This window comes from Paenibacillus sp. BK033 (assembly GCF_004345425.1).
Classification (GTDB): domain Bacteria; phylum Bacillota; class Bacilli; order Paenibacillales; family Paenibacillaceae; genus Pristimantibacillus.
Genome location: NZ_SLVP01000002.1, coordinates 946058 through 972161, shown reverse-complemented (window position 1 = coordinate 972161; position 26104 = coordinate 946058). Strand labels below are relative to the sequence as shown.

The window sequence follows — 26104 nt, the reverse complement described above, 5'->3', positions numbered from 1 at the left end:
CACGCATGGCAAAACAATACAGAAGCGCGTCCGGGACCGCCTTCGATATTACGAACGTGATCCTGCTAAGCGCCATCAGCCTGCTGGCCGTGCTGCCTTTTATCTACATCATAGCGGGATCCTTCGCATCGGATGCGGAATTAACGAAGAGAGCCGTATTCCTGATTCCGAAGACGTTCACCACCGCGGCTTACCAGTTTATTTTCTCGACCGATACGATTCTGCAAAGCATTAAGGTGTCTCTCTACGTAACGGTTGTGGGCACGGCGGTGAATCTGTTCTTTACGGTAACGATGGCTTACGCCTTGTCCAAGCGCAATCTAATGGGCCGAAACACGGTGCTTAACCTGATCGTATTCTCGATGCTGTTCGGCGGAGGACTTATTCCGACCTACCTCGTTGTCCGCGATCTTCATCTGCTCGACTCGTTTTGGGCCTTGATGCTGCCGGGCGCGATCAGCGCGTTTAACCTCATTATCGTGAAAAATTTCTTTCAGGAGCTTCCCGCCGAGCTGGAGGAAGCGGCCAAGATTGACGGCTGTACCGAGCTGGGCTTGCTATGGAAAATCGTCCTTCCGCTCTCGATGCCGGTGCTTGCGACCTTTACGCTGTTTTATGCGGTAGGGCATTGGAACAATTTCTATTCCGCCCTGCTGTACATTAACGATCCGCAGAAATGGCCGCTGCAGGTAATGCTCAGGCAAATCGTGCTGCTCTCGCAGACGGCCGCCGGCGACATCAATTCCATGGATCCGAACTTTGTGGCGCCGCCGGATCAGTCGATCAAGATGGCCGTTATCGTTATCGGCACCATTCCGATTCTGCTCGTCTATCCGTTCCTTCAGAAGCATTTCGCCAAAGGGGTCCTGATCGGTTCGGTCAAGGGGTAATACGGATTGCGATACAACAATTTTAAGATTAAAGGGAGGCGTTGGTTAAGATGAACAAAAAGACGCAAAAATGGGTAGCGACGGCAGCGCTCGGAACATTGGCTATGACAGCGCTGGCGGGCTGCAGCGGCAACAAGGAGGAGACCTCCAAGCCGGAAGAATCGGCGAATGCGACGGCAACCGCCGCTACCGGGGCGGCTGCCGAAAAGCCGCTGGACATCAGCATCATGCTGCCGATCTTCAAGACGAACTTTCCGAAGGATGACGGACCGGTTGTCAGCGAAATCGAGAAGCTGACCAATACGAACATTCACCTGGAATGGGTGCCTAACGCCTCTTACGGCGATAAATTCAACATCACGCTGGCCTCGACCAAGCTCCCCGAAATCATTTATGTGCCGGGCTCGAAGGATCCAAGCTTCGTGAATGCCGTCCGCTCCGGCGCGTTCTGGGAGGTGGGCCCATACCTGAAGGATTATCCTAACCTAAGCCAGGCGAACGAGGTGATTATGAACAACTCCTCGATCGACGGGAAAAACTACGGGATTTACCGCGGCCGTGCCTTGGGCCGTAACGGGATTGTTTACCGGAAGGACTGGCTGGACGCGGTTGGCCTGGAGCAGCCCAAGACGATCGACGACTTCTATAACATGCTGAAGGCGTTCAAGGAGAAGGATCCGGACAAGAACGGCAAGAACGATACGTACGGCATGGTGCTGGTGAAATGGACCGGCGGTTGGGCAAGCGCTTTTGACACGATTAAGCTGTGGTTCGGCGCTCCGAACAAATGGGGAGTCGTGGACGGCAAGCTCGTGCCGGAGCATCAAACGCCGGAATATCTGGAAGCTCTCAAATTCATGAAAAAGCTGTATGACGAGAAGCTGATCAACCAGGATTTTGCGGTATTCGATTCGGCGAAATGGGTGGATCCGGTAGTAAACGGTCAGGCTGGCGTTATCGTAGACGTTACGGATACCGCGAACCGGATCGAAGACAAAATCCATGCGGCGCTTGCCAAGGACGGCAAGGACGACCCGAACGCGCAGTATATGTCCAACATGATTGGCGTAACGGGGGCCGACGGGCAGTTAAAGGCGCTTCCGACGTCCGGCTTTGCGGGGCTGCTCGCGATTCCGAAGACAACGGTCAAGACCGAGGAAGAGCTGAAGCGCGTGCTTAAGTTCCTGGATCAAATGAACGAGCCGGAGCTGACGACGCTTGCGGGCTACGGAATCGAGGGCAAGCACTACACGCTGGACGGAGAAGCGCTTGTGCCGAGCAAGGATGCCGCGCTGCTGGAATCCGAAGTGGAAGGCCTCAACCAGATGCTGCCGTTTATCCCGGAAGACCGAGGCCTGAAGGTGAAGCAGACGCCGCTGCGCCAGCAAACGACGAACATTCAGAAGGAAGCCGAGCAATATATCGTGGCCAATCCGGCTGAGCCGTTTATCTCCGACGTGTATTCGCAGAAAGGCCAGCAGCTGGACAACATCATCAACGATGCGCGCATCAAGTTTATCGTCGGGCAGACCGACGAAGCGGGTCTGATGGCTGCCTTTGAGACGTGGAAAAAATCCGGCGGCGACGATCTGGTGAAAGAAATGAACGAGCTGTACGCAGCATCCGCGAAATAAAATAAACAGGTCTTTCGCACCCATCAACAATTCCTTCGGGAGGATGGGTGCTTTGGCATGACCGGAAAAACACTGATTTTCGCACAAAATAGTCTGATTTTCATGCTTCCCTTTTATTGGAATCTATTATAAGGTCGAATTTATAACCGAAAGGAACGGGGGAATAGGATGCTCCATGGAAAGAAAATTTGGCGGAGCCGCACGGATTCCGGCAAAGGACGCTTTTTTAGAAAAAGCTTAATTATGATTTTCATCGTCTCCGGCATTCCCGGACTTATTATCGGAGGACTTATCTATTGGATGGCCGGCGGCCGCGTGGAAAGCGAGCTTCTGCAGCTTCATTACCAGCAGATTGAACAACGCTCCGAGCAAATGGACGATCAGTTAAGCAACCTGGAGCTTCTGCTTTCCCACTGGGCATTCGACAACAAATTCGACTACAGCTTAAACGGACTTGATTTTGTCCGCGATTTCAAACGAACCGACGATATCACAAAGACGCTGATCGCCATGCAGGGCTCGAACGCTTTGGTCAAGAAAGCCGAGCTTTACGTTGGCGGGAAGAGCCGGGTGTTGTTTAATCCCGAATATACGCCGCTGCAGGATCAGCAGGATTTAAGCATTTACGGCAAGCTGATACACGGTAAAAACCTGACCTATTGGACCCAGTGGGCGTTTGACTCCAACCATCCGGAGCAAAAGGATTTGACGCTGGTCCACCATATTCCCGGAGGCAGTCCCAATCCGTTTGGCGTGCTGGTCTTCCGGTTCGACGGCGAGAAGATTGCCAGTCTGCTGCAAACGATGACCCCTTATTACGAAGGAGAAGCGTTTCTGCAGCAAAAATCGGGCGACCTTTTTGTATCCGCGAACGGAAGCGCTTCCAACTCGGATTTCGTTCAGGCTCTTCGCGAGAAGATCAACGGCTTGCATGCGGGGAAAGGCTCGTTTTTCTTCGATTGGAAAGGTTCGACCTACACGGTGTCCTACGGCAGCCTGTCGCGAATTTCCGATGAGTGGCTGTACGTCTCGGCATCTCCGATCAACAGCATCATAGCGCCGGTGATGTTCATCTCCAAGCTTGTCATTACGGTAAGTCTGATCGCCCTGCTGCTGGCAGCCTTGCTATCCTGGCTTGCCTCCCATCGGATCTATTCGCCGGTGAAGCGGCTTGCGAATCTGCTTGGCGGTTATTCGGGCGGGGCGGGCTGGACGGGGAAGCAGGACGAGTTTGCGCTTATCGAGCAGCAATATCAGCACCTTCACAAGGAGCGGCTCGAACTGAATTCGAAGCTGGCGGAGCAGCTTCCGCACGTGAAGGAAAGCTTTCTGCATCAGCTGCTTCAGGGGTATTTGTATGCTTATTCGGAAGAGGATTTGCTGCGCCGCATGGAAAAGTTCAAATGGGAGGTGCGCGGCCGCCATTTTGCCGTCTTGTTTATTCAGCTGAACGGTATCGCCAATATGGACGAAACATTCCGCAGCGGCGACGAAGGGCTCGTTACGTTCGCGGCGGTGAATATGATGAAAGAGCTGGCTTCCAAGCATTTCGAGCAAAGCGACACGCTGAATTTTCATGATTTGACGGCCGGGATTATGCTGTTTATACCGGAAGGCAGCCCGTATAAGCAGGCGGTTGAAGCCTTCAGCGAGGAGCTGACGACCTCGGTGAACCGGATTCTGCGGATGAGGGTGACCCTTGCCGTCAGCCGCCAGACTGCTTTTATCTCCGATCTGCCTAACGAGTTCGAGCGGGTCAAGCAGGCGGTCAGCTACCGCAATTGCGACAATGCCAACCAGATTATCGATATGGAGCAGGGCGTGCTAGGCGGCGAGGCCTGGGCGGAGCTGCAGTATCCTTTTACCTTGGAGCGGGAGCTTGTTCAGGCTCTCCGTACCGGCAAGGAAGAAGAGGCGGGCGAGCTGCTGGGGGCGTTTGTTGGCGCGTTATCCTGCGCCGGGGCGAAGGAAATCGACGTGCAGCAGGGAATGCTTCATCTGCTTGGCAATATCCAGCATGTCATCATGGTATCCGGGGTTAATCCGAACAGGCTGTTCAAGGGCGTTAATCTGTACGAGCAGCTGTCCCAAATCCGGGAGCCGAAGCGGATGCTGGCCTGGTTCAGGGATAAGGTGCTGGCGCCTTATCAGAAGGAGCTGTCCTGCCGGGCGGGCTCCGAGGTTAAACGGCTGATCGAGGCGGCGATGATCTATATGCAGCAGCATTACAGGCAGGATATTTCGCTGGATAACTGCGCGGAGCATATCGGCACCAATCCGTTTTACCTGAGCAAGTCGTTTAAAGTGGTGACCGGTAAAAACTTCATCGACTATCTGACCGAGCTTAGGATCGAGAGAGCCAAAGAGCTGTTAAGAGAATCGGAATTGAAAATCAACGACGTAGCCGAGCAGGTCGGTTACCAGCACAGCTATTTCAACCGGATTTTCAAAAAGCTGGAGGGCATGACGCCAACCAGCTACCGGGAGCAGAGCCAGCACCTGTAACGCAATCAAGATCGTGCAAACGCCGCAATAATGTGCAAGCCGTTTTTTGGCCCTTCCGCAATATTGTCTCATTGAGCGTTAACCGGGAAGCTTCTACAATGGGGCCAAACGACGAAGGAGATGAGGGTAAATGGCGAGTACGATTCAATTGCGCAGCTTGTCCCCTCGGCAGCATGCATGGCCGGCCGGGATGACTTGGGGAATTCCGTGGAAGGAAGGCGAGCTGGGGAGAGACGAAGCTTTGCGCTTGACAACGAGCTTGGGCGAACCCGTTCCGATGCAGCATTGGGCGACCGCCTATTGGCCGGACGGAAGCGTGAAATGGTCCGCTCACGCGGCGGTAAGCACGGATAACGGGGCGAAGGGGTACATCTTGACGAGAGGGGAAGCAGCGAATGTCCCTTTCAAGGTTAAGGTGACGGAGACGAGCGATGCGGTTCAGCTGGATACCGGCGTTATCGTATGCACGCTTGGCAAGAGGGGCAGCAATTGGCTGCGCGGCATTACCCGGAACGGGGTGGAGGTGTGCAGCGGCGGTGTGCTTGTATATATAAGGGAGACCGGCAGCGAGGTATCCGGCAGCAGGACGATCCGGCAGGAGCCGTTTGAAAGCCGGGTGCACCGGTTAACTATTGAGCAGGAGGGTCCCGTTCGCGCGGTGGTGAAAATCGACGGCAGGCACCGCGCGGCAGCCGGTTCGCGGGAATGGCTTCCTTTTTCCTTGAGGCTCTATCTGTATGCCGGTCTAGAGACGATCCGGATTGTGCATACGTTTTTTTATGACGGCAATCCGAACGAGGATTTTATTAAGGGATTGGGAATCCGTTTTGCCATACCGATGCGCGGCGAGCATTATAACCGTCACATCCGTTTCTCGGGGGATAGCGGGCTGTTCGCGGAATCGCCGAAGACGCTCCATACCCGCAGGACAAAAGGGAAATACCGCGAGCTGTTCGAACAGCAGACCGCTGGCGGAAAAGTTGGCTTTGACCCCTCGGATGACGCGTATTTCCTTGGCTTGCTGGAAGATTCGGCGACATGGGACGGTTTCAAGCTTATGCAGCAATCGTCCGAGCATTACCGGATTTGGAAAAGAACCGGCGATGGCTGCAGCTGGGTAAAGGCGACGGACGGTTACCGGGCGGGAGGGCTCGCTTATGCCGGGGGCGAAGGCGGCGGACTTGCCTGCGGGCTGCGGCATTTCTGGAGGAAGCACCCTTCGGGCTTTGAGATTCATGGAGCTTCCGGTGACGAGGCTTCGCTTACCGCATGGTTATGGACGCCGGAGGGCGAACCGATGGACCTGAGGCATTACGATACGAAAACCCATGTCGAATCGTCCTATGAAGGGGCGGAGGAGCTGCGCGCAACCCCATACGGCATCGCCAACACGAATGAACTGACGCTTTGGTGCACGGAAGAAACGCCGGGACCGGAGCAGCTGGAGCTGATGCGGCAGGAAACGGACAGTCCGTCCCTGCTCGTATGCGAGCCGTCCTATTACCATGAAGCCGGAGCTTTCGGGATTTGGAGCCTGCCGGATCGTTCCACCGAGGAGAAGCGGCAGCTTGAAGAACGGCTGGACGGCATTATTGCTTTTTACAAGAAGGAAGTGGAGCAGCGCAAATGGTACGGATTGTGGGACTACGGCGATTTCATGCACAGCTACGATCCCGTCCGGCATGTCTGGAACTATGATTTGGGCGGCTGCGCCTGGCAGAACACGGAGCTTGCGCCGAACATGTGGCTATGGATCATGTTCCTGCGGTCGGGCAGGGAAGACATCTTCCGGATGGCGGAAGCGATGACCCGGCATACAAGCGAGGTAGACGTGTACCATTTCGGCGAATATGCCGGACTTGGTTCGCGGCATAACGTGGTTCATTGGGGCTGCGGATGCAAGGAAGCACGGATCGGCATGGCCGGCCTTCACCGATACTTTTATTATCTGACGGCGGATGAGCGGATCGGGGATATGATGAACGAAACGAAGGACTCGGACTTTACGACCGTTAATCTTGACCCGATGCGCTATTATTTCCCGAAAGACGAGCATCCGACCCATGTCCGGGTTGGCCCGGACTGGGCCGCCTTCAGTTCGAACTGGATGACGCAGTGGGAACGTTACGAGAGCACGGCATACCGGGACAAAATTCGGGTTGGCATTAACAGTATTAAAGGAGCCAATTACAGGCTAATTTCCGGTCCGACCTACGGCTATGATCCAAAGACGGGTATCCTCACGCCGATGGGCGACGATAACTGGGGCAGGCATCTGGCGATTTGCATGGGCGGACCGCAGGTATGGTTCGAGCTGGCCGGCATGCTGAAGGATCCGGAATGGGAGGAGATGCTGGCGGAGTTTGGGGTCTATTACAACAAGACGCAGGAAGAGAAGGATAAGCTCACGAAGGGTCATATCCGCACAACGCGTTTCGAGCATCCGGTGCTCAGCGCGGCAATCGTTGCTTATGGCGCTTTTTACATGAAGGATGAAGCAACGGCCCGGCAATGCTGGGACATTCTGCTGGGCAATCCGTTTGCGGCCGTGAATCTTCAGGACGAGGCGTCAACGGTTGCACACATCGACGTGCTGCAGGAGATCGACTGGATAAATACGAATGAAGCAGCCCAATGGTCGCTGAATACGATTATCGCCTTGGAGCTGGTCGCAGACCATCTGCCGAAGCTTCGGGAGCAGCCTCTACAGGAGTTGATTTGACGATGACCACAACAACGACGGCAAGAAGCATGCTGATTCCGGCCGGATGGAGGATGGTTTACAATAACCCGCTCTGTTCGGCTGAGGACGTATCGGATTTCCGGATGGAAGGGGATGCCTCCGTCACCTTTCCGATGGGGCGCATGCGCCTTGAAAGCACGCGGGACCCCGTAGAGGGGCAGGCAGCCAATCTCGTATTCTGGTGCCCGGAGCAATTCCCTCCGGATCTCGTTGTTACTTGGGATTTCTGGCCGGTCCGCGAGCCGGGATTGGCGATTCTATTTTTTTGCGCAGCGGGAATAGAAGGACAGGATTTGTTTGATTCCGGGCTGGCGGGCCGCAGCGGGATTTACGACCAATATCATCATGGCGACATCAATGCGTTCCACGTATCCTATTTCCGCAGGCGCCATGCGGAGGAGAGACGGTTCCATACCTGCAACTTGCGGAAGAGCTACGGCTTTCACCTTGTGGCACAAGGAGCTGATCCGATCCCGGATGCGGCGGACGCGCAAGGGCCTTACCGGATGCAGCTGCTGAAGCAGGGGCCGTATGTGCAATTTGCCGTCAATGATCTATTGTTGTTTAGTTGGAAGGATGACGGCTCCACTTGGGGGCCGCTGCTGGGGAAGGGCAAGCTGGGCTTCCGCCAGATGGCCCCGCTGATCGCGGAATACGGAAATTTGCAGGTGTTTGCCCCGTAAGGGAATGCCTGCACCAGAAACGGGAGGTTAAAGAAATGGCGATTGCAATGTGTTTCCCGGAAGGCCGGCATAAGGCGTTAACGCTCAGCTACGATGACGGCAGGTTAGCCGACCGGCGTCTGGTCGATATTTTTAACCGTTACGGGCTGAAGGGGACGTTCCATCTCAATTCGGGTCTGCTTGGCACGAAAGACCGGATCGGAGAGGACGAGGTCAAGAAGCTGTATGCCGGCCATGAAGTGTCCGCCCATACGCTGACTCATCCCACGATTGCGCGTTGCCCGAATGAGCAGATCGTATACGAGGTCATGGAGGACCGGCGCAATCTGGAGCGTATAGTTGGCTGCACGGTCCGCGGCATGTCTTATCCTAACGGTTCGTATAACAAAAGAGTCAAGGAGCTGCTGCCCGGTCTTGGCATCGAGTACGCGCGCGTTGTTCCCAGCACGGGACAGTACGGCATGCCGGACGACTGGCTTGAATGGCAGCCGACCTGCCATCATAACCGGGATTTGATGAAGCATGCGGAGGAGTTCGCCGGACTTCGCAAGTCGCAATATTTGTACCTGATGTACGTATGGGGCCATAGCTACGAGTTTGACAACGATAACAATTGGGAGCTGATGGAGCAGTTCGGGCAATGCATCGGCGGCAATCCGGAGATCTGGTATTGCACGAATATGGAGCTTGTGGACTATGCGAAAGCCTTCGAAGGATTGAAGTTTGCGGCAAACCTCAGCTTTGTGTACAATCCGTCCGCCATCGGCGTATGGCTGAAGGTTGACGGGGAAACGGTGGAAGTAAAGGGCGGCCAGCAGATTACGTTGTAGTTAGAGTTAGAGAGTTAGCGATAGGTAATCTATTTTATCTTGTTGGGAGGGAAAAGGATGTCATCCGTAACTACTAAGGAGCCTTTTCTGCTAGGAACCGTAAATCTGCAGGCAGCCGGGCCTAACTGCAAGGTGCTGCTCGGCGACCTGAACGGCGACGGCCGGATGGAGCTGCTGCTGGTGCAGCCGGACAACCGGCAGGATGTCCGTTACATTCCCCATCAGGTGCAATGCCTGACCGCCTATGATCTCGAGGGCAATCTGCTGTGGCAGACCGGCAGGCCCGATCCGGGAGCGGGCCGGCAAGGCTCGGATTATCCGGCGCAGATTGCGGATATCGACGGGGATGGCAGGCTTGAAGTGATTTGCGTGATGGAGGATCGGCTCCATATTCTTAATGGGCATGACGGCTCGGTCCGATCGACCCGCGAACTGCCGGATCCGCATGCCCATGACTGCATTATCGTCGCAAACCTGAGCGGTGCCGCGCATGCGGGGGATCTTATCCTGAAGGACCGTTATCACCGGCTGTGGGCGCTGGACCGGGAGTTTAAGCTGTTATGGACGCATCAGGGAAATCCGGGTCACTTCCCGTGGGTTTACGATCTGGATGGCGACGGAAGGGATGAAGTCATGGCCGGTTACGACCTGCTTGATCATGACGGGAAGCTGCTGTGGAGCTGTCATGATCTGGACGATCATGCCGACTGCATCTGGGTAGGCGACGTGAACGGAGACGGGGAGCCCGAGCTGGTTATCGGCGGGAGCGTAACGGTTATGTACGACCGGCATGGCAGGGAGCTGTGGCGTTACGAAGGGTCCGTTGAATCGCAGCATATCGCGCTGGGCCGGTTCCGGACCGATCTTCCGGGCCTGCAGATTGCCGGGCTCGATCGGCTTGTCCGGGAGGATGACGGCAAAGGCCTGATCGGTAAGGATGCTTTATTCCTGCTCGACAGCGAGGGCAAGGAGCTCTGGAAGGAAGACCGGAAAACGCCGGGCTGGCTGACCATTATCGAACCGCTAAGAGGGTGGGCCGAGGATGCGCCGGACTACATATTGGCTTACCGGCGCGGCGGCGGCGTATATCCCGGTCTGTACGACGGTTCTATGAATACGGTAGTAGAGTTTCCTTCGGAAGGGTATGCCGTCCACGCGGATCTATGGGGAAGCGGTACGGAGCAGGTCATTATCTATTCCAACGATACGGCTTCCATCTATTCCAGCAAGCATGCGAAGCTTAGCGAATGCGTAACCGGTTCTCCGCTGCCGCAGCCTAAACGGCTGTCCAGCTCAACCTTGTATCCGGGCGGAGAAATGAAGTAGAGGAGCTAGAGACGAAATGACGCGAAACTACCGATTTGATTTCGGCACCGGCGTCCCTGCCGAGGGCTATACGAAGATTACGCCGCAATCCGTCTATGATTCCTTTACGGGGTACGGCTTTACCCGGACGGACCGCATCAATGCGAGGGACCGCGGAGAACCGGGGGCCCTTCGCAGAGATTTCTGCATCCCGCTTGATACGGCTTTCCTGCTCGATGTGGAGGATGGCATCTACCGCGTCTCTGTCCTGCTGGGCGATGAAATTGCCGAGACCGAAACGACGATCAAGGCCGGTCAGGGGCGCCTGATAGTGCATAAACAGCGGACGGCTCCAGGCAGCTTCTCCCGCATCGGCTTTTCGGTATGGGTAAGCGGCGGGCAGCTGAAGCTCACGTTCTCGGGGCTTGCTCCTCGCATTAACGCGATGGAGGTAGAGCCGGCACCGCAAGCCTGTACGATTTTCTTGGCCGGAGACTCAACGGTTACGGACCAGCCGGATGACGGTTATCCGTATGCGGGCTGGGGGCAGATGCTGCCGATGTTCGTCAAGCAGGACGCAGCCGTAGCGAACTACGCCTTATCCGGCCGCAGCTCCAAAAGCTTCATCAGCGAAGGCGTGCTGGATGAAATCTGGAGCCGCATAAAGCCTTACGATTATCTCTTTATCCAGTTCGGCCATAACGATCAGAAGTTTGACGAAGAGCGTCATACGGAGCCTTTCACCACCTACAAGCAGACTCTGAAAATCTATATTGACGGAGCGAGGGAGCGGAAGGCGATCCCGGTTCTGGTCACCTCCGTGCAGCGCCGTTTCTATGAAGAGGACGGAACGCTGCGGGATACTCACGGAGATTATTTGACGGCGGCAAGGGAGCTGGCGGCGGAAGAGGAAGTACCGTTAATCGATTTGGCGAAGGCAAGCAAAGCCTTGTTCGAAGCGTTGGGTCCGGAAGAAACCAAGAAGCTGTTCATGTGGCTGGCCCCGGGGGAATTCATGAACTTCCCGGATGGTACCGAGGATAATACGCATTTCCAGCAGCTAGGCGGGATTGAGATCGCGAGACTGGTCTACGAGGAGTTAAAGGCGCTGAAGCTGCAGCCGCTTATGCTGTATTTGCGGTAACAGGATTTGAAATTTTCGAAATTCAACAAGTTTTGACAAAAATATCGCTTAAACCAGGATGGGATTAAGAAGAAAGTGGGTTGCCAATTGATGGACAAAACAGTACAATGAGTCCAATGAAACCGCTTTCTTCTTTTTTGTTTAGAGAAGTCCCGCTGGATTTCATCTTTTTACGCTTAACATGAAACGGGTTTCATGAAACCGGTTTCCGGAACAAGGGGGGGAGCTCGCCAGCTTTGCCAGTACCATCCGCGTTTGATCGTACTCTAATTTATTCAAAGGAGCGAAAAGAAAGTGCGGAAAAAACCGATTGCGTGGCTTTTACTGCTGTCATTAGGTGTTTCTTTGTTCAACTTTACGCCGATCCCCAAGGTGTCGGCAGCTTCGGCTATCGATTTTCAAGATCATTTCACTGACGGGAATTATACGGCGGATCCGGAGTGGACAGTTACGTCCGGTACATGGACGGTAGCAGCCGATCCGGCTGATGCCAACAATAAAGTGCTTAGCCAGACCGATACGGGCGAAGGCATTATTACGACGGGAGATAATTGGACGGATTCCACGGTTTCCATGCGGTTCTATACGGGAGCCGGCGGCGCCTTTCCGGGCATTCTGGCCCGCGTCCAAGACTATAAAAACTTTTACTATTTTCAAATGCAGTCCTCCACCGGGCTTACCTTGACCAAACGTGTGAATAACACGGACGCCACGATTAAAGGCGCCACCGCTTATGCGCTCAGCAAAAATACCTGGTATACGCTGAAGCTTGTGCTTATTGGCAGCTCAATCAAAGCCTACATCGTGGAGAACGGAAAGGATAAGCTGCTGTTTGATGCGGTCGATTCAACTTTCGCAAGCGGGAAGATCGGCATCCGCAACAAATGGCAGTCGGTTCAAGTGGATGACGTTATGGTTACGGATATCCCGGCAGCCAATTCAACCGTCATTCAATCGGATGCGCAGACCAGTTCCTCCGTTTCGCTGAATTGGAATGCCGTTGAAGGGGCAAGCAGCTACAACGTTTATCGTTCCACAACATCCGGAAGCGGTTACAGCTATGCGGGCAGCACGACCGCAACCAGCTATTCGGATACAAGCTTGAGCTCGGACACGGATTATTATTATAAAATCGCTTATTTGTACGGCGGACTTACCGAGTCCCAGTGGTCGCCGGAATTGAAAGTGAGGACTGTAGGCGTTGCGCCGGCTGCGCCAACCGGTCAGACCGCAACGGCGGTTAACTCGTCGAAAATCAATCTGAGCTGGGCGGCCGTTGCCAAGGCAACCGGCTACAAAGTGTACCAGTCCTCCAACGGCGGTGCGTCTTTCGAGAACATTTACGACGGAACCTCTTTAAGCTATCAAGCTGCAGGCTTGACAGCCAACAAGGAATACAGGTATAAAATGACGGCGTACAATGCCTTTGGCGAATCGCCGCCAGTATCCGTTCAAGCAACGACCTATGCGTTTGACGCGCCTGCTAACTTCAAGGCGGCGTCCACGACGGATTCTTCGGTAACGCTGACCTGGGATGCCTTGCAGGGAACAGCCGTTGCTTATTCCGTTAAAAGGGCCGCGAGTGCCACGGGAACCTTTTCCGAAGTGTACAACGGTACTGATGCCACCTTCACTAATACCGGTTTAACGCAAGGCACAGGCTACTTCTATACCATCAGCGCGGTAGTAGACGGCGTTTCTTCCGCCGTATCCGATTTGCTTGGGGTGAGTGCGGTGCGTACCTCGTTAACGCCGGGCGCTCTTTGGGCAGATACAACCGGCAATCCGATTGACGCTCACGGCGCGGGAATCATGTACGACGAGAAAACGAAGAAGTATTACTGGTATGGGGAATACCACAAAGGCGGTTGGCCGGCTGCAGGCGTCCGGGTATACTCTTCTACGGACCTCATGAACTGGAAAGACGAGGGTATGGCTCTTACGTTAATCAACTCGATGGATGATTTTACGAATGACCCTCTCATCTCCAAGCTGTATGAAGGAAGAACGGATACCGTTAACATCTGGGCGGATATCCGCAAAGGAAGAATCGTTGAACGTCCGAAAGTCATCTACAACGACGAAACCAAGAAATACGTCATGTGGGCTCATATCGACGGCGACAAGGATCCTTACAACAACAGCGCCAACTACGGCAAAGCTCAAGCGGGCGTGGCCATAAGCGATTCGCCAACCGGACCGTTCGTCTACCAGCGAAGCTACCGGATGGACCAGGCTCCTGCCGGAGAGATCGACTACCAGCCTGGCAACCCGGGCATGGCAAGGGATATGAACCTGTTCAAGGACGATGACGGAACCGCGTACCTGATCTATTCGAGCGAAGAGAACCTGACGATCTACATCTCCAAGCTGATGCCGGATTATCTCGACGTAACCGGCTGGCATAAAGACGGCAACGTGGACGAGAACGGAAACGCCGTTCGCGATGCTTCGTACAAAGCCGTAAACGGCGTTGACTACGTGCGGGTATTCCCGGGAGCGCAACGCGAAGCACCGGCCATGTTCAAATATAACGGCCATTATTACTTGATTACTTCCGGTGCAACGGGCTGGGCTGCCAACCAGAACAAATATACGGTAGCGGATCATATCTTCGGCCCATGGGCTCCGATGCAGGATCCGTTCGTCCGTACGTCGGCCAGCGATCCGGATCCGACGAAAGCTTTTAATACGCAATCGACGTATGTAATTCCGGTTGATCCGGAGAACGGCAAGTTTATCTATGTAGGCGATATTTGGAACGGCGGCAATTTTGCCAATGACGGAGCCAAATACGTTTTCCTGCCAATCGAGTTCGGAATGGGTACGGATATTGCGATTAAATGGTATGCGAGCTGGACGCCGGATCTATTGAATGCAATGGGTCAAGTGAACGTGACCACCAAGTTCCCTGAAGCGGTTAAGCTTGGGGAAGTACCTAGCTTGCCGAGCCAGGTTGACGTGTTGGGCAAAACGGGAACCGTGTCAACGCCCGTAACCTGGTCCGTTAACTCGCATGCTCTCACGGCAGCGGACTTTGCTAAGCCGGGTCCCATTACGGTTCAAATGACGCTGCCGGAGTATTACAACAAGGTGCAGAGCGTCAAAATGTACGTCGTGCCGGACAACGCGCTGTATTTCGTGAATGCCGGAGGTTACGCGACATCCGATTACAAGCTTCTCGCTTCTTATATGCAAGACACGCTGGCGAACAAAACGGTAATCGAGCAGGCTTATAATGCAGCCGATGCTTCGCCTTGGGGTTATCTCGGCACGGATTCGCTGCCTTCCGGTTCGGCTGACGGGGATATTTTCTCAACGGTCCGTTACTTGAACGGCGGCAATGTAGCCAATTCTCCGAAGGGTACGGACCTTGCTTATCAATTTACCCTGGAGAACGGTTCGTACGATGTTTATCTGGGCTTTAACGATCCGTGGACCAATACGAGCAGAAAAGCCAATTTGCTCCTGAATGACGAGAATAAAGGCGCCGTTACGTTTACGCCAAGCAATACGATGGCATTTACGGGCGTGAACGTAACGGGCGGATCGTTGAAAGTGACCGTTAGAAATACGGCAGCGCAAGATCCGATGATCAGCTGGATAATGATCATAGATCCGGATTTGGCGCCGGCGACGGATTCTACAATGGGCCTTACGGCAACAGCGGCATCTTCGACCAGCGTGAAGCTTGCCTGGAACAAAACGACCGGAGCGCTTGGTTATAACCTGTACCGTTCGGAAAGCGAAGAAGGCACCTTCACGAAAGTGTACAGCGGCGCGGCCGGCTCTTACACTGACAGCAGCCTGCCTTCCGAGCATACCTATTACTACAAAGTTGGCGTGATTGACGGAACGGGCAAGGAGTCGGCATTGTCCGCTGCGCAAAGTGTTACGATTGCCCGCACGGTGAAAGAAATCGCGGACGGTATTACGGCGATTACGTCACCGGCGAAGGATGCCGCGATGCTGACGCTGCCTGAAGTGCCAGCCGGTTACTCTATTTCCATCCTGTCCTCGGACAACGAAGTGATTGGCACTGACGGAGCGATTACGCCGCCAGCAGCGGAAACCACGGTAAATCTGGTGCTTCGCGTAACAAGAACGTCGGATAACACGACGGCGGATACGGCTTCCATCGCCGTGGTTGTACCGGCGAAATCCAGCCAAAGCCATTCCGGCAGCGGCAGTAATTCCAGCTCCTCAAACGGCCTTACGCCGGTTATTACATCGGATCTGGCACGACTTACGGTGAACGGGGTTATGAACTCGACTACCAGAGTTGCATCAGGATCCGTAACAAGCGCAGACCTGACAAAAGCATTAACGCTTGCCCCTGTACTGCGGGACGGCAGAAAAGTCGTAGAGATCGAACTGCCGCAAGTGGCGGGAGCGGAAGCGTATGAACAGCAAATTCCGGTTAGCGTGCTCGGACAGCTTGAAGAATCGCAAGAGATTCGGGTAAAAACGGCATTTGGCACCGTTACGCTGCCGTCAGGCATGTTTACGGCTGCGGAGCTAGGTTCCGCCCAGAACGTAACGCTTCATATCGGACCTGCAAGCTCTCTGGATGAAGGAAAGCCGGCTGTCGATATTCATTTGCTGGCGGACAACAAGCCGCTTGGCTTCCATAATGACAATGTGCAAGTCCTTGTAACCATTCCGTACACGCCCGCAGCAGGCGAAAATACGGATCATCTCGTCATTCTGTACGTGAAGGATGACGGTACGACAGAGCCTGTACCAAGCGGTTATTATAATCAGGCAGCGGGCGTGATGTCGTTCACAACGACCCATTTCAGCAAATACGCTGTCGCGGAGGTCCGCAAGACCTTTAATGACCTCGCCGGCGTACCTTGGGCCAAAGCACAGATCGAAGCTCTGGCATCCAGAGGAATCATTAAAGGCACTTCCGCTAAAACCTACTCGCCAAATGCGGCGATCACGAGAGCTGATTTTATTCAGCTTCTTGTATCCGCGCTTGGTCTGACAGCCGAAGTAGACTCGAACTTTGCTGATGTCCAATCTACGGATTATTATTATCAGGCGGTAGGCATTGCGAAGAAGCTTGGCATTACGAACGGCATTCGCGAAAACCGCTTTGATCCGCGCGCAAGCATCAGCAGACAGGATATGATGACGTTGACAGCCAAGGCGCTGGTTGCGGCTAAAAAGCTGTCTGCGATGAACGGTACCGCGGCTGATCTTAGCGGTTATGCGGATGCCGATCAAGTAAGCCCGTATGCGGCAGACAGCATCGCAACCCTTGTTAAGAACGGCCTTGTGCAAGGGGCGGGAAGCAAATTGTCTCCTCTGGCGACAACGACAAGAGCGGAAGTTGCCGTCATGCTGTACAATATTTACAAGAATTAGAGTTTGAGCAGGGACGATCCGGGAGCAGGCAATCTTCCGGATTGTCCTTTTTTACGTAAAGGCTGATATAATAAACGCTAGATTAAAGGAGGTGTACGATACGCATGCCGGATGTCGTCTTTTACCGCGATCAAGCGCTACCGTTTCTTGAAGCCAAACGATGCCGCAGGAGCGATTTTGCCTATCAGAAGCACTTCCATGAGGAGTATTCCATCGGGCTTATCGATACCGGGGAGACTCACGCGTGGTGTGACGGAACGCTGCATCGGGTGGAGGAAGGCCGCATGATCAGTTTTCCGCCAATGATGCTTCATGCCTGCCATCCGGAGGAAGGAGCGGACTGGAGCTATAAAATGCTGTTTATCAAGCAGGATTGGCTTCAAGGGCTGAAGCAGCGGGAGCTTGCCCGGCTGCACATTCCTTTCCTGCTGGAGGAGGGCAAGAACAAGGTTTGCCGAATCCGCATCAACCGGACGATGGAAGCCTTATCGGGAGCCGCTTCCCCGCTTGATATCGAAACCTCGCTGATTGAGCTTATCGAGGCGGTAGTCAGCCGCAATGCTTCCGATTTTGCGCATCAGCGCTGCAGAGCCAGACAAGAACGCAAATACGTCAAGCTGGTCAAGGAATACTTGCATGAGCATTATACGGAAAGGGTTACCCTGGACGAACTGGAGAGGATAACGGCTATCAGCAGGTTCCATCTGATCCGGTTGTTTAAGCAATCGAGCCTTCTGCCTCCCCATGCTTATCAGAATCTGCTCCGGATTAATCATGCCAAGGCGGAGCTTGCGAAGAACAGGCGGGCGATCGCCGATATTGCGGCTGAAGCGGGATTTTACGACCAAAGCCACTTCTCCCGGACGTTCAGCAGAATCGTAGGAGCTACGCCGCAGAAGTACGTTTTATCGATGTAGCAAAAGAGCAATTTTATACAATACGGTCATTCCCTTATCTCTTACAATAAACGCAATTCGGGAAAAGGGAGTGGCATCGCATGAATCGGCATTCGGAATTGGAACAACAGTTAACAGCAGTCTTAAAATCTATCGCGCGCCGCGCGGATTTGAAAGGTTATGCGGAGCAGAACCCGCAGTTGAATGGGATATTGCGCCGGGCTGCGTTAAGGTATATGGCGGGGGACAATCTTCGGGAAGGATTGAAAGCCGGAAAAGAGATTACGAGAAGGGGTTATTTTCTTTCCATCGAATACATTGGTGAGAATACATCGGATGCCGGGGAGTGCGAACAAGCCGCGGCTGAGATGAAAGCGCTTATTCAGCAGTTGAAGCAGTCGGGATTGCCGGGGCGGGTGTCGTTTGATCTGTCGCATATCGGATTAATGATAAGCCCTTCGCTTGCGCATGCCAACTTGACGGAGCTGGCCAAGCAGACGGAAGGAACGGAGATCGAGCTGTTCATCAGCATGGAAGAGTCGGGGAAAACGGATGATATTTTATCCGTCTATAAGCAGGCAACGGCCGAATACTCCGGCATCGGCATTACCTTGCAGGCGCATCTCAACCGAACGCCGGCGGATTTGGCCGCGCTGACTTCGCCTGGGCGAATCCGTATCGTAAAGGGAGCTTATCAAGAGCCGGACAATCTGTCGCTTGCACGGTCGCCCGAGCTGAATGAGCGTTATTTGAATCTAGTTGAACTAGCAATCCGTGAAGGCCATCAGGTATCTATCGCCACCCATGACGACGTTATTATTAATGCCGCAAGGGAGAGAGGATGGCTGACAAGCCCGCAAGCCGAGCTTGAAATGCTGTACGGCATTCGTCCGGAGCTGGCTTGCCGCCTTCGGAGCGAAGGGGCACCGATACGGATTTATGTTCCGTACGGCCACGAGTGGTACTTGTATTTATGTCACCGGATTGCGGAATATCCGCCTAACCTGTATCAGGCTGTCATCGATATGGCAAGCGGACAGGGAGTGAACAACAACTACCAGTAGGGAGCGTGTTCGTAATGGCATCTAACTTTCATTTGAACGACGGTTCTTCGCGTCCGCCAAGAATGGAAATCCAACAGTCCTGGTGGGCGATGATTGGGCTTGGCGAGAACGGCCGGGAATGGACGATGGAGGAGAAGTTCGAGAAAATCGCCGAAGCCGGCTTTACCGGCATCAGCGCAACGATGCCGTCTGAACAGGACTATGCGCAGTGGCATCGTCTGCTGGACAAGCATCAGTTCAGCTTCAGCACGATCGCTTTTCCGGCGAACGTCAAGGACATGCTGGATACGCTTGAAGCCGCGAGGAAGTTCGGCCGGGTTCAATACATCAATTCTCAAGTTATGGATGCGTTTGTTATTGGCGATGAAGCGGTTCAATTGCTGGAGGGTCTTCTCGAGGCTTCTTCGGAAGCGGGCATCCCGCAATTTATCGAAACCCATCGCGGAAGAATTACGCAGGATCTGCTCCGGACGACCGAATATGTAAGGGCATTGCCGCAGCTTAAGCTCATAATCGATCTGTCGCATTACGTAGTTGGCGGCGAATTGGACGGCACGCACAGCCGTTCGGAAGAGGAGTTTGAGATACTGCTTCAGCGGACCGCCGGAATTCACGGCCGCATCTCCAACGGAGAGCAGGTCCAAGTGGATATGGTGAACGGCGGCCATCCGATGATCAAGCATTTCAAACGCTGGTGGCGCAAGGGAATGGGAAATTGGTACGCGAATGCCGCGCCCGGCGATATTCTCTCTTTTATTCCGGAGCTGGGTCCTCCGGGTTATGCAATTACGAGAGTAGCTGAGAACGGCCGCGAGGTTGAGACAACCGACCGCTGGCAGGAGGCTTTGCTGCTGAAGCAAATCGCCGAGGAATTATGGGAAGAGGTTGTAGCCGAGGCATCCAATCCGCAAGCCATACGATAAAAGGTTACTGCCTGCTGCTGCAGGCAGTTTTTTTGTGCTCGTATTTACAGAAATGATCAATAAAATGGTTATTTTTGTCGATCGCCTGGCTAAATCATCAATCCGAATCAAGCTTTTGCCTTGAGGAGGGGGAGCCCCTCCTTTTTGCTATATAATCTGTGCCATTTGGGGAAAGATAATCCTCAACCTGATGAAAAAGAGGCTGCGCCGAATGACAGACAAATCCAAGTGGCTGCGAAGCCATCTGATACCTTTTAAACAGAATAGGCTGCTGCAGATCACGATAGCGATATTAGCCGTATTTTGGATCATCATGGCGATACGTCCATCGGACTGGAAAATATGGGCGGTCGAAAATTCGCTTTTGATTGCCTTCGTAATTGTTCTGATTGCGGCGTACCGGAAGTTTCCGCTCAGCAATTTATCGTACGTGCTTATCGCACTCTTCCTGGCGATGCATGCTTATGCCGCTCACTATACGTATCAGGATACGCCGATAGATGAATGGCTGAAGCAGCTTTTTCACATCAAAAGAGGGTTCTACGACCGGATTGTCCACTTCGCGTTTGGCTTGCTTATCGCTTTTCCCGTACGGGAGTCGGTTCAATATTTCCTGAAGCTGCACAGGAAATGGCCGGCCTATATCGTGACCTTTGCGATGATTATGACGGCAAGCGCTTTGTACGAGCTGCTCGAAATGTGGTCGGCTTATCTGTTCAACAGAAAGATGGCGGCCAAGTATATCGGGCTTGAAGGCGATCCGTTTGATTCGCAGAAGGATATGACGTCGGCGCTTGCCGGAGTAGTCGTTGCGATCGTCATATTTCTGCTTCTGCGTAGAGCGCTGAATCGGAAGAACAGCATGATCGGGAAAAATACGGATTGAAAAGCCGATTTTGATATGCTATGATGTGCAAAAGCAAAAGCGCAGAAGAGAATAACATGCAGTCAGCTTATGTTCAGAGAGCGGAGGGAATGCTGAAACCTTTGCCTTAAGCCTTGCATGAGGTCATCTCGGAGCTGTTGACTGAAGGCTGAAGGAAGTTCAGCTGCGTAGGCTCAACCGGATTGGCACACGTTACCGTGCGGCAGGTAAGCAGTTGCTTGCCTCATGAGACCGGATTTGCAAGATCGCCGGTGAACCAGGGTGGTACCGCGAAGATAACCCCTTTCGTCCCTTGGCCGTTCAGCTGTATGCTGACGCCTGTGGAAGAAAGGGGTTTTATGATTTTTCATAAAGAAGCGTGGAAGAGAAATAGCGGCATGCGGCTTATGCCCAGAGAGCAGAGGGATTGGTGGAACCTTTGCCATAAGCGATGGACGCGGTCATCTCGGAGCTGTTGACCGAAAGCTGAACTTCAGCCAAGTAGGCTCAACCGGAATTGCACACGTTATCGTGCGGCAGGCAGGAGCGTTCCTGCCTCTTGAGACCGGATTCGCGAGAATTTCGGTGAACCAGGGTGGTACCGCGAAGACTAAACCCCTTTCGTCCCTTATGGCTTGCAGCATTGCTGTGATTAGCCGGGGAAGAAAGGGGTTATTTTTTAATTACGGGAGGCTGCCCAAGATGGAGAAAACGACAAAAACCTGGATGACTGGCTCGGAAGCACTGCTGCGAGGATTATTGGAAGAAGGCGTTGATACGGTATTTGGTTACCCTGGCGGGAGCGCGTTATATATTTACGATGCAATGACGCAAAACAAAGAATTCAAGCATATTCTGACCCGCCATGAGCAAGGCGCGGTTCATGCGGCCGACGGTTATGCCCGTTCCACCGGCAAAGTTGGCGTATGTATCGCAACCTCGGGACCGGGAGCAACCAATTTGGTGACCGGCATCGCCACGGCGCATATGGATTCCATTCCGATGGTTATCATTACGGCAAATGTGCCTACGTACATGATTGGGACGGATGCTTTCCAGGAAGCCGATATTGTAAGCATAACGATGCCGATAACCAAGCACAGCTATTCCGTCCGCGATGCGGCAGATATTCCGCGAATTTTGCATGAAGCCTTTTATCTGGCGGGCACGGGAAGGAAAGGACCGGTTCTGATCGACATTCCGAAGGATATTTCGAATGCCAAGCTGGAGTATGAGCCGTATACGGCGGAAGTAAGCCTTCGCGGTTATGAGCCGGATCCGGCCATCGACGAGGCGCGCGTTGGCGAATGGATGACGGCTATCGCCGAAGCCGAAAGACCGCTTATCATTGCCGGAGGCGGGATCGTCCATGCGAATGCTTCCGACGAGCTTATCCGTTTTGTTGACCGGACGCAGATCCCGGTTATAGCTACGCTGCACGGACTTAGCGGTTTTCCGAGCGGACATTCCCTTGCGTTTGGCATGGCCGGCCATCATGGCAACTATGCGGCCAACATGGCTATTCAGCAGGCGGATCTGATCATCTCGCTGGGCTCCCGGTTTGACGACCGGCTGACGATGAAGGTAGGGGGCTTTGCGCCGCAGGCGAGACGAATTGTCCACATTGATATCGACCCGGCGGAGATTGATAAAATCATTAAAGCCGATATCAGCATCGTTGGCGATTTGAAGGGGATTCTCGCGTACGCTTGTAAGGTAGCAGCGCCTGCCGAAACCGCAGGCTGGCTGGAGCGGATTAGGCAGTATCAATCGCAGCATCCGCTACGCTACAACGATTCGGATACCGAGCTAAAGCCGCAATACGTACTCGAAATGATTCATCGGACTTCCCATGGCGACGCGATTATTTCAACGGACGTAGGTCAGCATCAAATGTGGACGGCGCAATTTTACAAGTTTAATCAGCCGCGTTCGCTTTTGTCCTCTGGAGGACTTGGCACGATGGGCTTTGGTTTTCCGGCGGCGGTAGGTGCCCAGATCGGCAATCCGGACCGGCTTGTAATCTCGATCAACGGCGATGGCGGAATGCAGATGTGCGCCCAGGAGATGGCGATTTGCGCGGTGCAGCAAATTCCGGTGAAGATCGTCGTTCTGAATAACCGGGTGCTCGGCATGGTAAGACAGCAGCAGGAGCTTATGTACGAGAACCGGCTGAGCCAGATCGATCTGGCAGGAAGCCCGGATTTCGTCAAGCTGGCCGAAGCCTACGGGCTGAAGGGGCTGCGCGCTTCGAATAAGGCCGAGGCAGACGCTGCCTGGCGGGAAGCGCTTGACACACCGGGTCCGGTACTCGTAGAGTTCGTTATTCCGATGGACGAGAACGTGTATCCGATGGTTATCGGCGGCACGGCCTTGGATGAGATGATTCTTGGGGAATTTGAGTAAAACTTCTTCCTTGCTTTTACGTATAATGGTTATCACGTACTTGCAGGAGGAGCGCATGAATAGGTCCCGAATCATTTCTGTGCTGCTGGCAGCGGTATTGCTGTGTCTTTCGTTAACCGGCCGCGGCCCGAATCCTTTCGAAAGAGGATGTATGAAATAAGCTGAAACCTGCCAAGAATGAACAATACGCTCTTCATTTTTTTGCTAGAACAGCCTCCCGGGAAGGACTTCCCGATGCATGGGTCGCGGGCCGCGGAAGGCATTGTTTCGGAGACTCCGTATCCCAGTCAGGTGAAGGAGTTTTTATCCGGAAATCTGCTGCATGAGTAATCTTGAGGCAGCCTGTTGACATCGATAACTGTATACATTATTATAACAGTAACAACTTAAGTTACAGTTACTTACTTCAATTAAGGCGGTGATGACCATGAGTATTGCAGTCAGCGATTGGGTGCAAGGTCAAACGATCAGCGGTGAATTTGTTTTCGGCTACGTCGAGCATATCGACTTGGAACAAAACGTTGCAAAGGTTCATGTTGTAAAATCGGATAACGAGGATTCGGCCGGGCGTATGGCGCTTGCTAAGGTTCATCATTTGAGACAGCAGGCAGAGTGGGTTCCGGATGAGGAGGATATTCGCAGTTTGATTGATCTCGCTCTTGAGGCGCAGGATCAAGCCTGGTTTATGGAGCTCAGCGGCCGGCTGAAGGAAACGGTGCAAGGCGATTCGAAATCCCGAAAGTGGATGTGGAACAACAACGGATCCCGTTTATCCCATATATTCGAGTAAAAATAAAAGGGTTCAAGTTAGCCGATTGGCTTACTTGAACCTCTTTTTCATTAAATGGAGCAACGGATGATTTTTGCCGATATTGCCGAAAGGCTGCTTTCCGAACGGCAAGTTAGGAAAGGCGGCCGCGGCTGTTGCCGCCTTTTTGTTGGCCGCGGCAGGCGTTTTGCCGGTTGGCTTGCTTTTGCTTTTGCTTGCACCTTTGCTTTTTCCGTTAGTTACTTTCCTTTTATTTCCTTTATTGCCGCTATTGCCATTAGTATCGCTATCGCCGCCATTGCCGCCATTGCCGTTCGCTTGGTTTTCGGTTTCTCTCCCCGTTTCCTCCAAATCCTCCTCTGATGTCGTTGAGCCGTTGCCGTTACCGACTTGAATGGATTCCGGAGCGATTTGTTTGGCAAATCCAAAATGGATAATGCCGCTGTTATTCACGACGATAACCTTTCCGATACAGTTAAACATACAAGACTCGCATCCCCTCGCTGCGGCAGCTTATCTCATAGTTTATGGACAAAATGCCGCATCCGAATGGGTGTTTCAATAGGGGGATAGAGCCTTTTTCCAAGTTTTCTCTATCTATCCTTTCGATTCAGTTCCGCAATAAATTGAGAGGCCATGCCTGAGTCTGCATGGCCTTTTTAGGATTACGATTGTGCTGCCGGTTTCATGGCGTGATCCTTGGGTTCCGCAGCCCTAGGTTCGGAAGCCTTGGTCTCGAACCGGTCCCAGCGGATGACGTTCTCCAGAATGATGACGAGGATAACTCCGATAATAAGTCCGTTGGAGAGAATCGGCGTCAGGAGAGGTGGAAACTCCGCAAAGGCCGAAGCCGGTATGTTCATGATGCTGATACCGGTCAGAACCGGAAGCGCAACCCGATAGATCGTCTTGGCATTAAACGAGGTTCCCTGGAAGGATCGGATCGCGGTGCCGAACATCTGCAGGTAAGCGACGAACAATACCGCATTCCCGACGGACAACGGCAGCTTAGCCAGCCAGCTGCCTAATGCCGGGAAGACTCCGACGATGATAAACATTGCTGCTCCGGCAATAAGGGCCGCACGGCGAAGTACCTTCGTGTTTTCCAAAAACCCGATCGAGGATGCGAACGTTCCGAACGGAATCAAGCCCAGACACCCCGCCAGAATCGAGAAGCCGTTCGTGAACAGGATCGAGCGGACAAACTGTTTGTTGGTTGCTTCCCGTTTGAAAAGCCTGCCTGCCGCCGTCAAGCTCGTAAGCGTGTTGGTCATATTGACGAGCCCGGCAAGCAGGCCTACCATTATAATGCCCGGCTCAAAGCCCGGCGTTCCCCACGGAAGCCAATGCCAGATGCCGGTTCCTCCGCTTGCTGCTTCCATGCGGCTCTGACTTCCGAAAAAGACGGAGTAAGCGATCCAGCCTACGATAATCCCGCCCAGCAGAGAGAACTGCCCCCATTTCCCTTTGCCTTTCAGATGAATAAAAGCTACAACGATAATAATAAACAGGGACAAGGCAGCAAGCTTCAAATCCCATTTGCCGCCTTGATCGTATCCGATCATCCCTTTAAAGAACGTGTTGGCGAGCTGGAAGGTAAGCAGCAGCAGGAACACGCCCATAACCATCGGCGTAAAGATACGCCGCAGTACGTTCAGGAAGCCGCATAACGCAAGAATAATGACTATGCTGCTCGAGATGATAAAGCCGCTGCTAAGGCTTGCCGCAACCGTACCGATATCCAGTCCCATCGCGGGCGCGGAAGCGCAAATGCTGAGCACCAGTCCCCACCAGACGCCGGCCGGGCCATCCATTAGGGCGTAACGGTGCCCCCATACCGCCTGGACGATGCAGAGCAGTCCGGTCAGAATAAAGGAGCGCTGCATCGAAGACGCGATATCCTCCGGCGCAAGTCCAAGCGCATGGCCGACCGAGAGCGGCACCATTACCGTATTCGTAAATATAAAGAACAGCCACTGCATGCCGGCAAGCAGCACGGTGAAGCTCTCTTTTGTTTTCAACATTAGGATTCCCAGCTTTCTTCAAAATTTCCGTTTCATTCGAGCTTCGTTTT

At 53.6% G+C, this 26104-nt stretch carries 17 protein-coding genes; 15 read left to right on the top strand and 2 right to left on the bottom strand.

The window, feature by feature from the left end; translation table 11 throughout:
• The first annotated feature begins 5 nt into the window (after positions 1-5).
• The 15 genes from EV294_RS11310 to EV294_RS11240 all read left to right on the top strand — a co-directional run bounded on the left by EV294_RS11310 (position 6) and on the right by EV294_RS11240 (position 24051).
• On the top strand, positions 6-890 hold the full coding sequence (locus EV294_RS11310) for a carbohydrate ABC transporter permease (protein ID WP_132306771.1): 885 nt from the start codon (positions 6-8) through the stop codon (positions 888-890).
• Between the two features lie 50 nt (positions 891-940).
• On the top strand, positions 941-2524 hold the full coding sequence (locus EV294_RS11305) for an extracellular solute-binding protein (protein WP_132306769.1): 1584 nt from the start codon (positions 941-943) through the stop codon (positions 2522-2524).
• A gap of 168 nt (positions 2525-2692) precedes the next feature.
• On the top strand, positions 2693-5029 hold the full coding sequence (locus tag EV294_RS11300) for a helix-turn-helix domain-containing protein (RefSeq protein ID WP_132306767.1): 2337 nt from the start codon (positions 2693-2695) through the stop codon (positions 5027-5029).
• 130 nt (positions 5030-5159) lie between these two features.
• Positions 5160-7751 (top strand): exo-rhamnogalacturonan lyase family protein, encoded by a 2592-nt coding sequence (locus EV294_RS11295; RefSeq protein WP_132306765.1) that lies wholly within the window; start codon positions 5160-5162, stop codon positions 7749-7751.
• Between the two features lie 2 nt (positions 7752-7753).
• Positions 7754-8455 carry a YesU family protein gene (locus EV294_RS11290; protein ID WP_207918127.1) on the top strand — a complete coding sequence of 234 codons (702 nt, stop codon included), beginning with the start codon at positions 7754-7756 and terminating at the stop codon, positions 8453-8455.
• Between the two features lie 35 nt (positions 8456-8490).
• The gene (locus tag EV294_RS11285) at positions 8491-9285 is read left to right on the top strand and encodes a polysaccharide deacetylase family protein (protein WP_132306763.1); all 795 of its coding nucleotides are present in this window, start codon (positions 8491-8493) and stop codon (positions 9283-9285) included.
• 57 nt (positions 9286-9342) lie between these two features.
• Positions 9343-10611 (top strand): FG-GAP-like repeat-containing protein, encoded by a 1269-nt coding sequence (locus EV294_RS11280; RefSeq protein ID WP_132306761.1) that lies wholly within the window; start codon positions 9343-9345, stop codon positions 10609-10611.
• A gap of 16 nt (positions 10612-10627) precedes the next feature.
• Positions 10628-11734, top strand: a complete 1107-nt coding sequence (locus tag EV294_RS11275) for a rhamnogalacturonan acetylesterase (protein WP_132306759.1) — start codon at positions 10628-10630, stop codon at positions 11732-11734.
• A 294-nt stretch (positions 11735-12028) separates the two neighbouring features.
• On the top strand, positions 12029-17107 hold the full coding sequence (locus EV294_RS11270; RefSeq protein ID WP_132306758.1) for an S-layer homology domain-containing protein: 5079 nt from the start codon (positions 12029-12031) through the stop codon (positions 17105-17107).
• 104 nt (positions 17108-17211) lie between these two features.
• The gene (locus EV294_RS11265; RefSeq protein WP_132306757.1) at positions 17212-18024 is read left to right on the top strand and encodes a helix-turn-helix transcriptional regulator; all 813 of its coding nucleotides are present in this window, start codon (positions 17212-17214) and stop codon (positions 18022-18024) included.
• A gap of 80 nt (positions 18025-18104) precedes the next feature.
• Positions 18105-19067, top strand: coding sequence for a proline dehydrogenase family protein (locus EV294_RS11260; RefSeq protein ID WP_132306756.1), 963 nt, complete (start codon positions 18105-18107; stop codon positions 19065-19067).
• A 14-nt stretch (positions 19068-19081) separates the two neighbouring features.
• Positions 19082-19990, top strand: coding sequence for a sugar phosphate isomerase/epimerase family protein (locus EV294_RS11255; protein ID WP_132306755.1), 909 nt, complete (start codon positions 19082-19084; stop codon positions 19988-19990).
• Between the two features lie 211 nt (positions 19991-20201).
• On the top strand, positions 20202-20876 hold the full coding sequence (locus EV294_RS11250) for a DUF2238 domain-containing protein (protein ID WP_165930652.1): 675 nt from the start codon (positions 20202-20204) through the stop codon (positions 20874-20876).
• A gap of 681 nt (positions 20877-21557) precedes the next feature.
• Positions 21558-23261 (top strand): biosynthetic-type acetolactate synthase large subunit, encoded by a 1704-nt coding sequence (gene ilvB, locus EV294_RS11245; protein ID WP_132306752.1) that lies wholly within the window; start codon positions 21558-21560, stop codon positions 23259-23261.
• 427 nt (positions 23262-23688) lie between these two features.
• Positions 23689-24051, top strand: a complete 363-nt coding sequence (locus EV294_RS11240; protein ID WP_165930651.1) for an IDEAL domain-containing protein — start codon at positions 23689-23691, stop codon at positions 24049-24051.
• A 30-nt stretch (positions 24052-24081) separates the two neighbouring features.
• On the opposite strand, the gene EV294_RS11235 is transcribed toward EV294_RS11240, so the two are convergent.
• Positions 24082-24513 carry a hypothetical protein gene (locus EV294_RS11235; RefSeq protein WP_132306748.1) on the bottom strand — a complete coding sequence of 144 codons (432 nt, stop codon included), beginning with the start codon at positions 24511-24513 and terminating at the stop codon, positions 24082-24084.
• Positions 24514-24695: 182 nt separating this feature from the next.
• Complete coding sequence (locus EV294_RS11230) at positions 24696-26054, bottom strand: uracil/xanthine transporter (RefSeq protein ID WP_132306746.1); 1359 nt, start codon at positions 26052-26054, stop codon at positions 24696-24698.
• Positions 26055-26104: the final 50 nt, after the last annotated feature.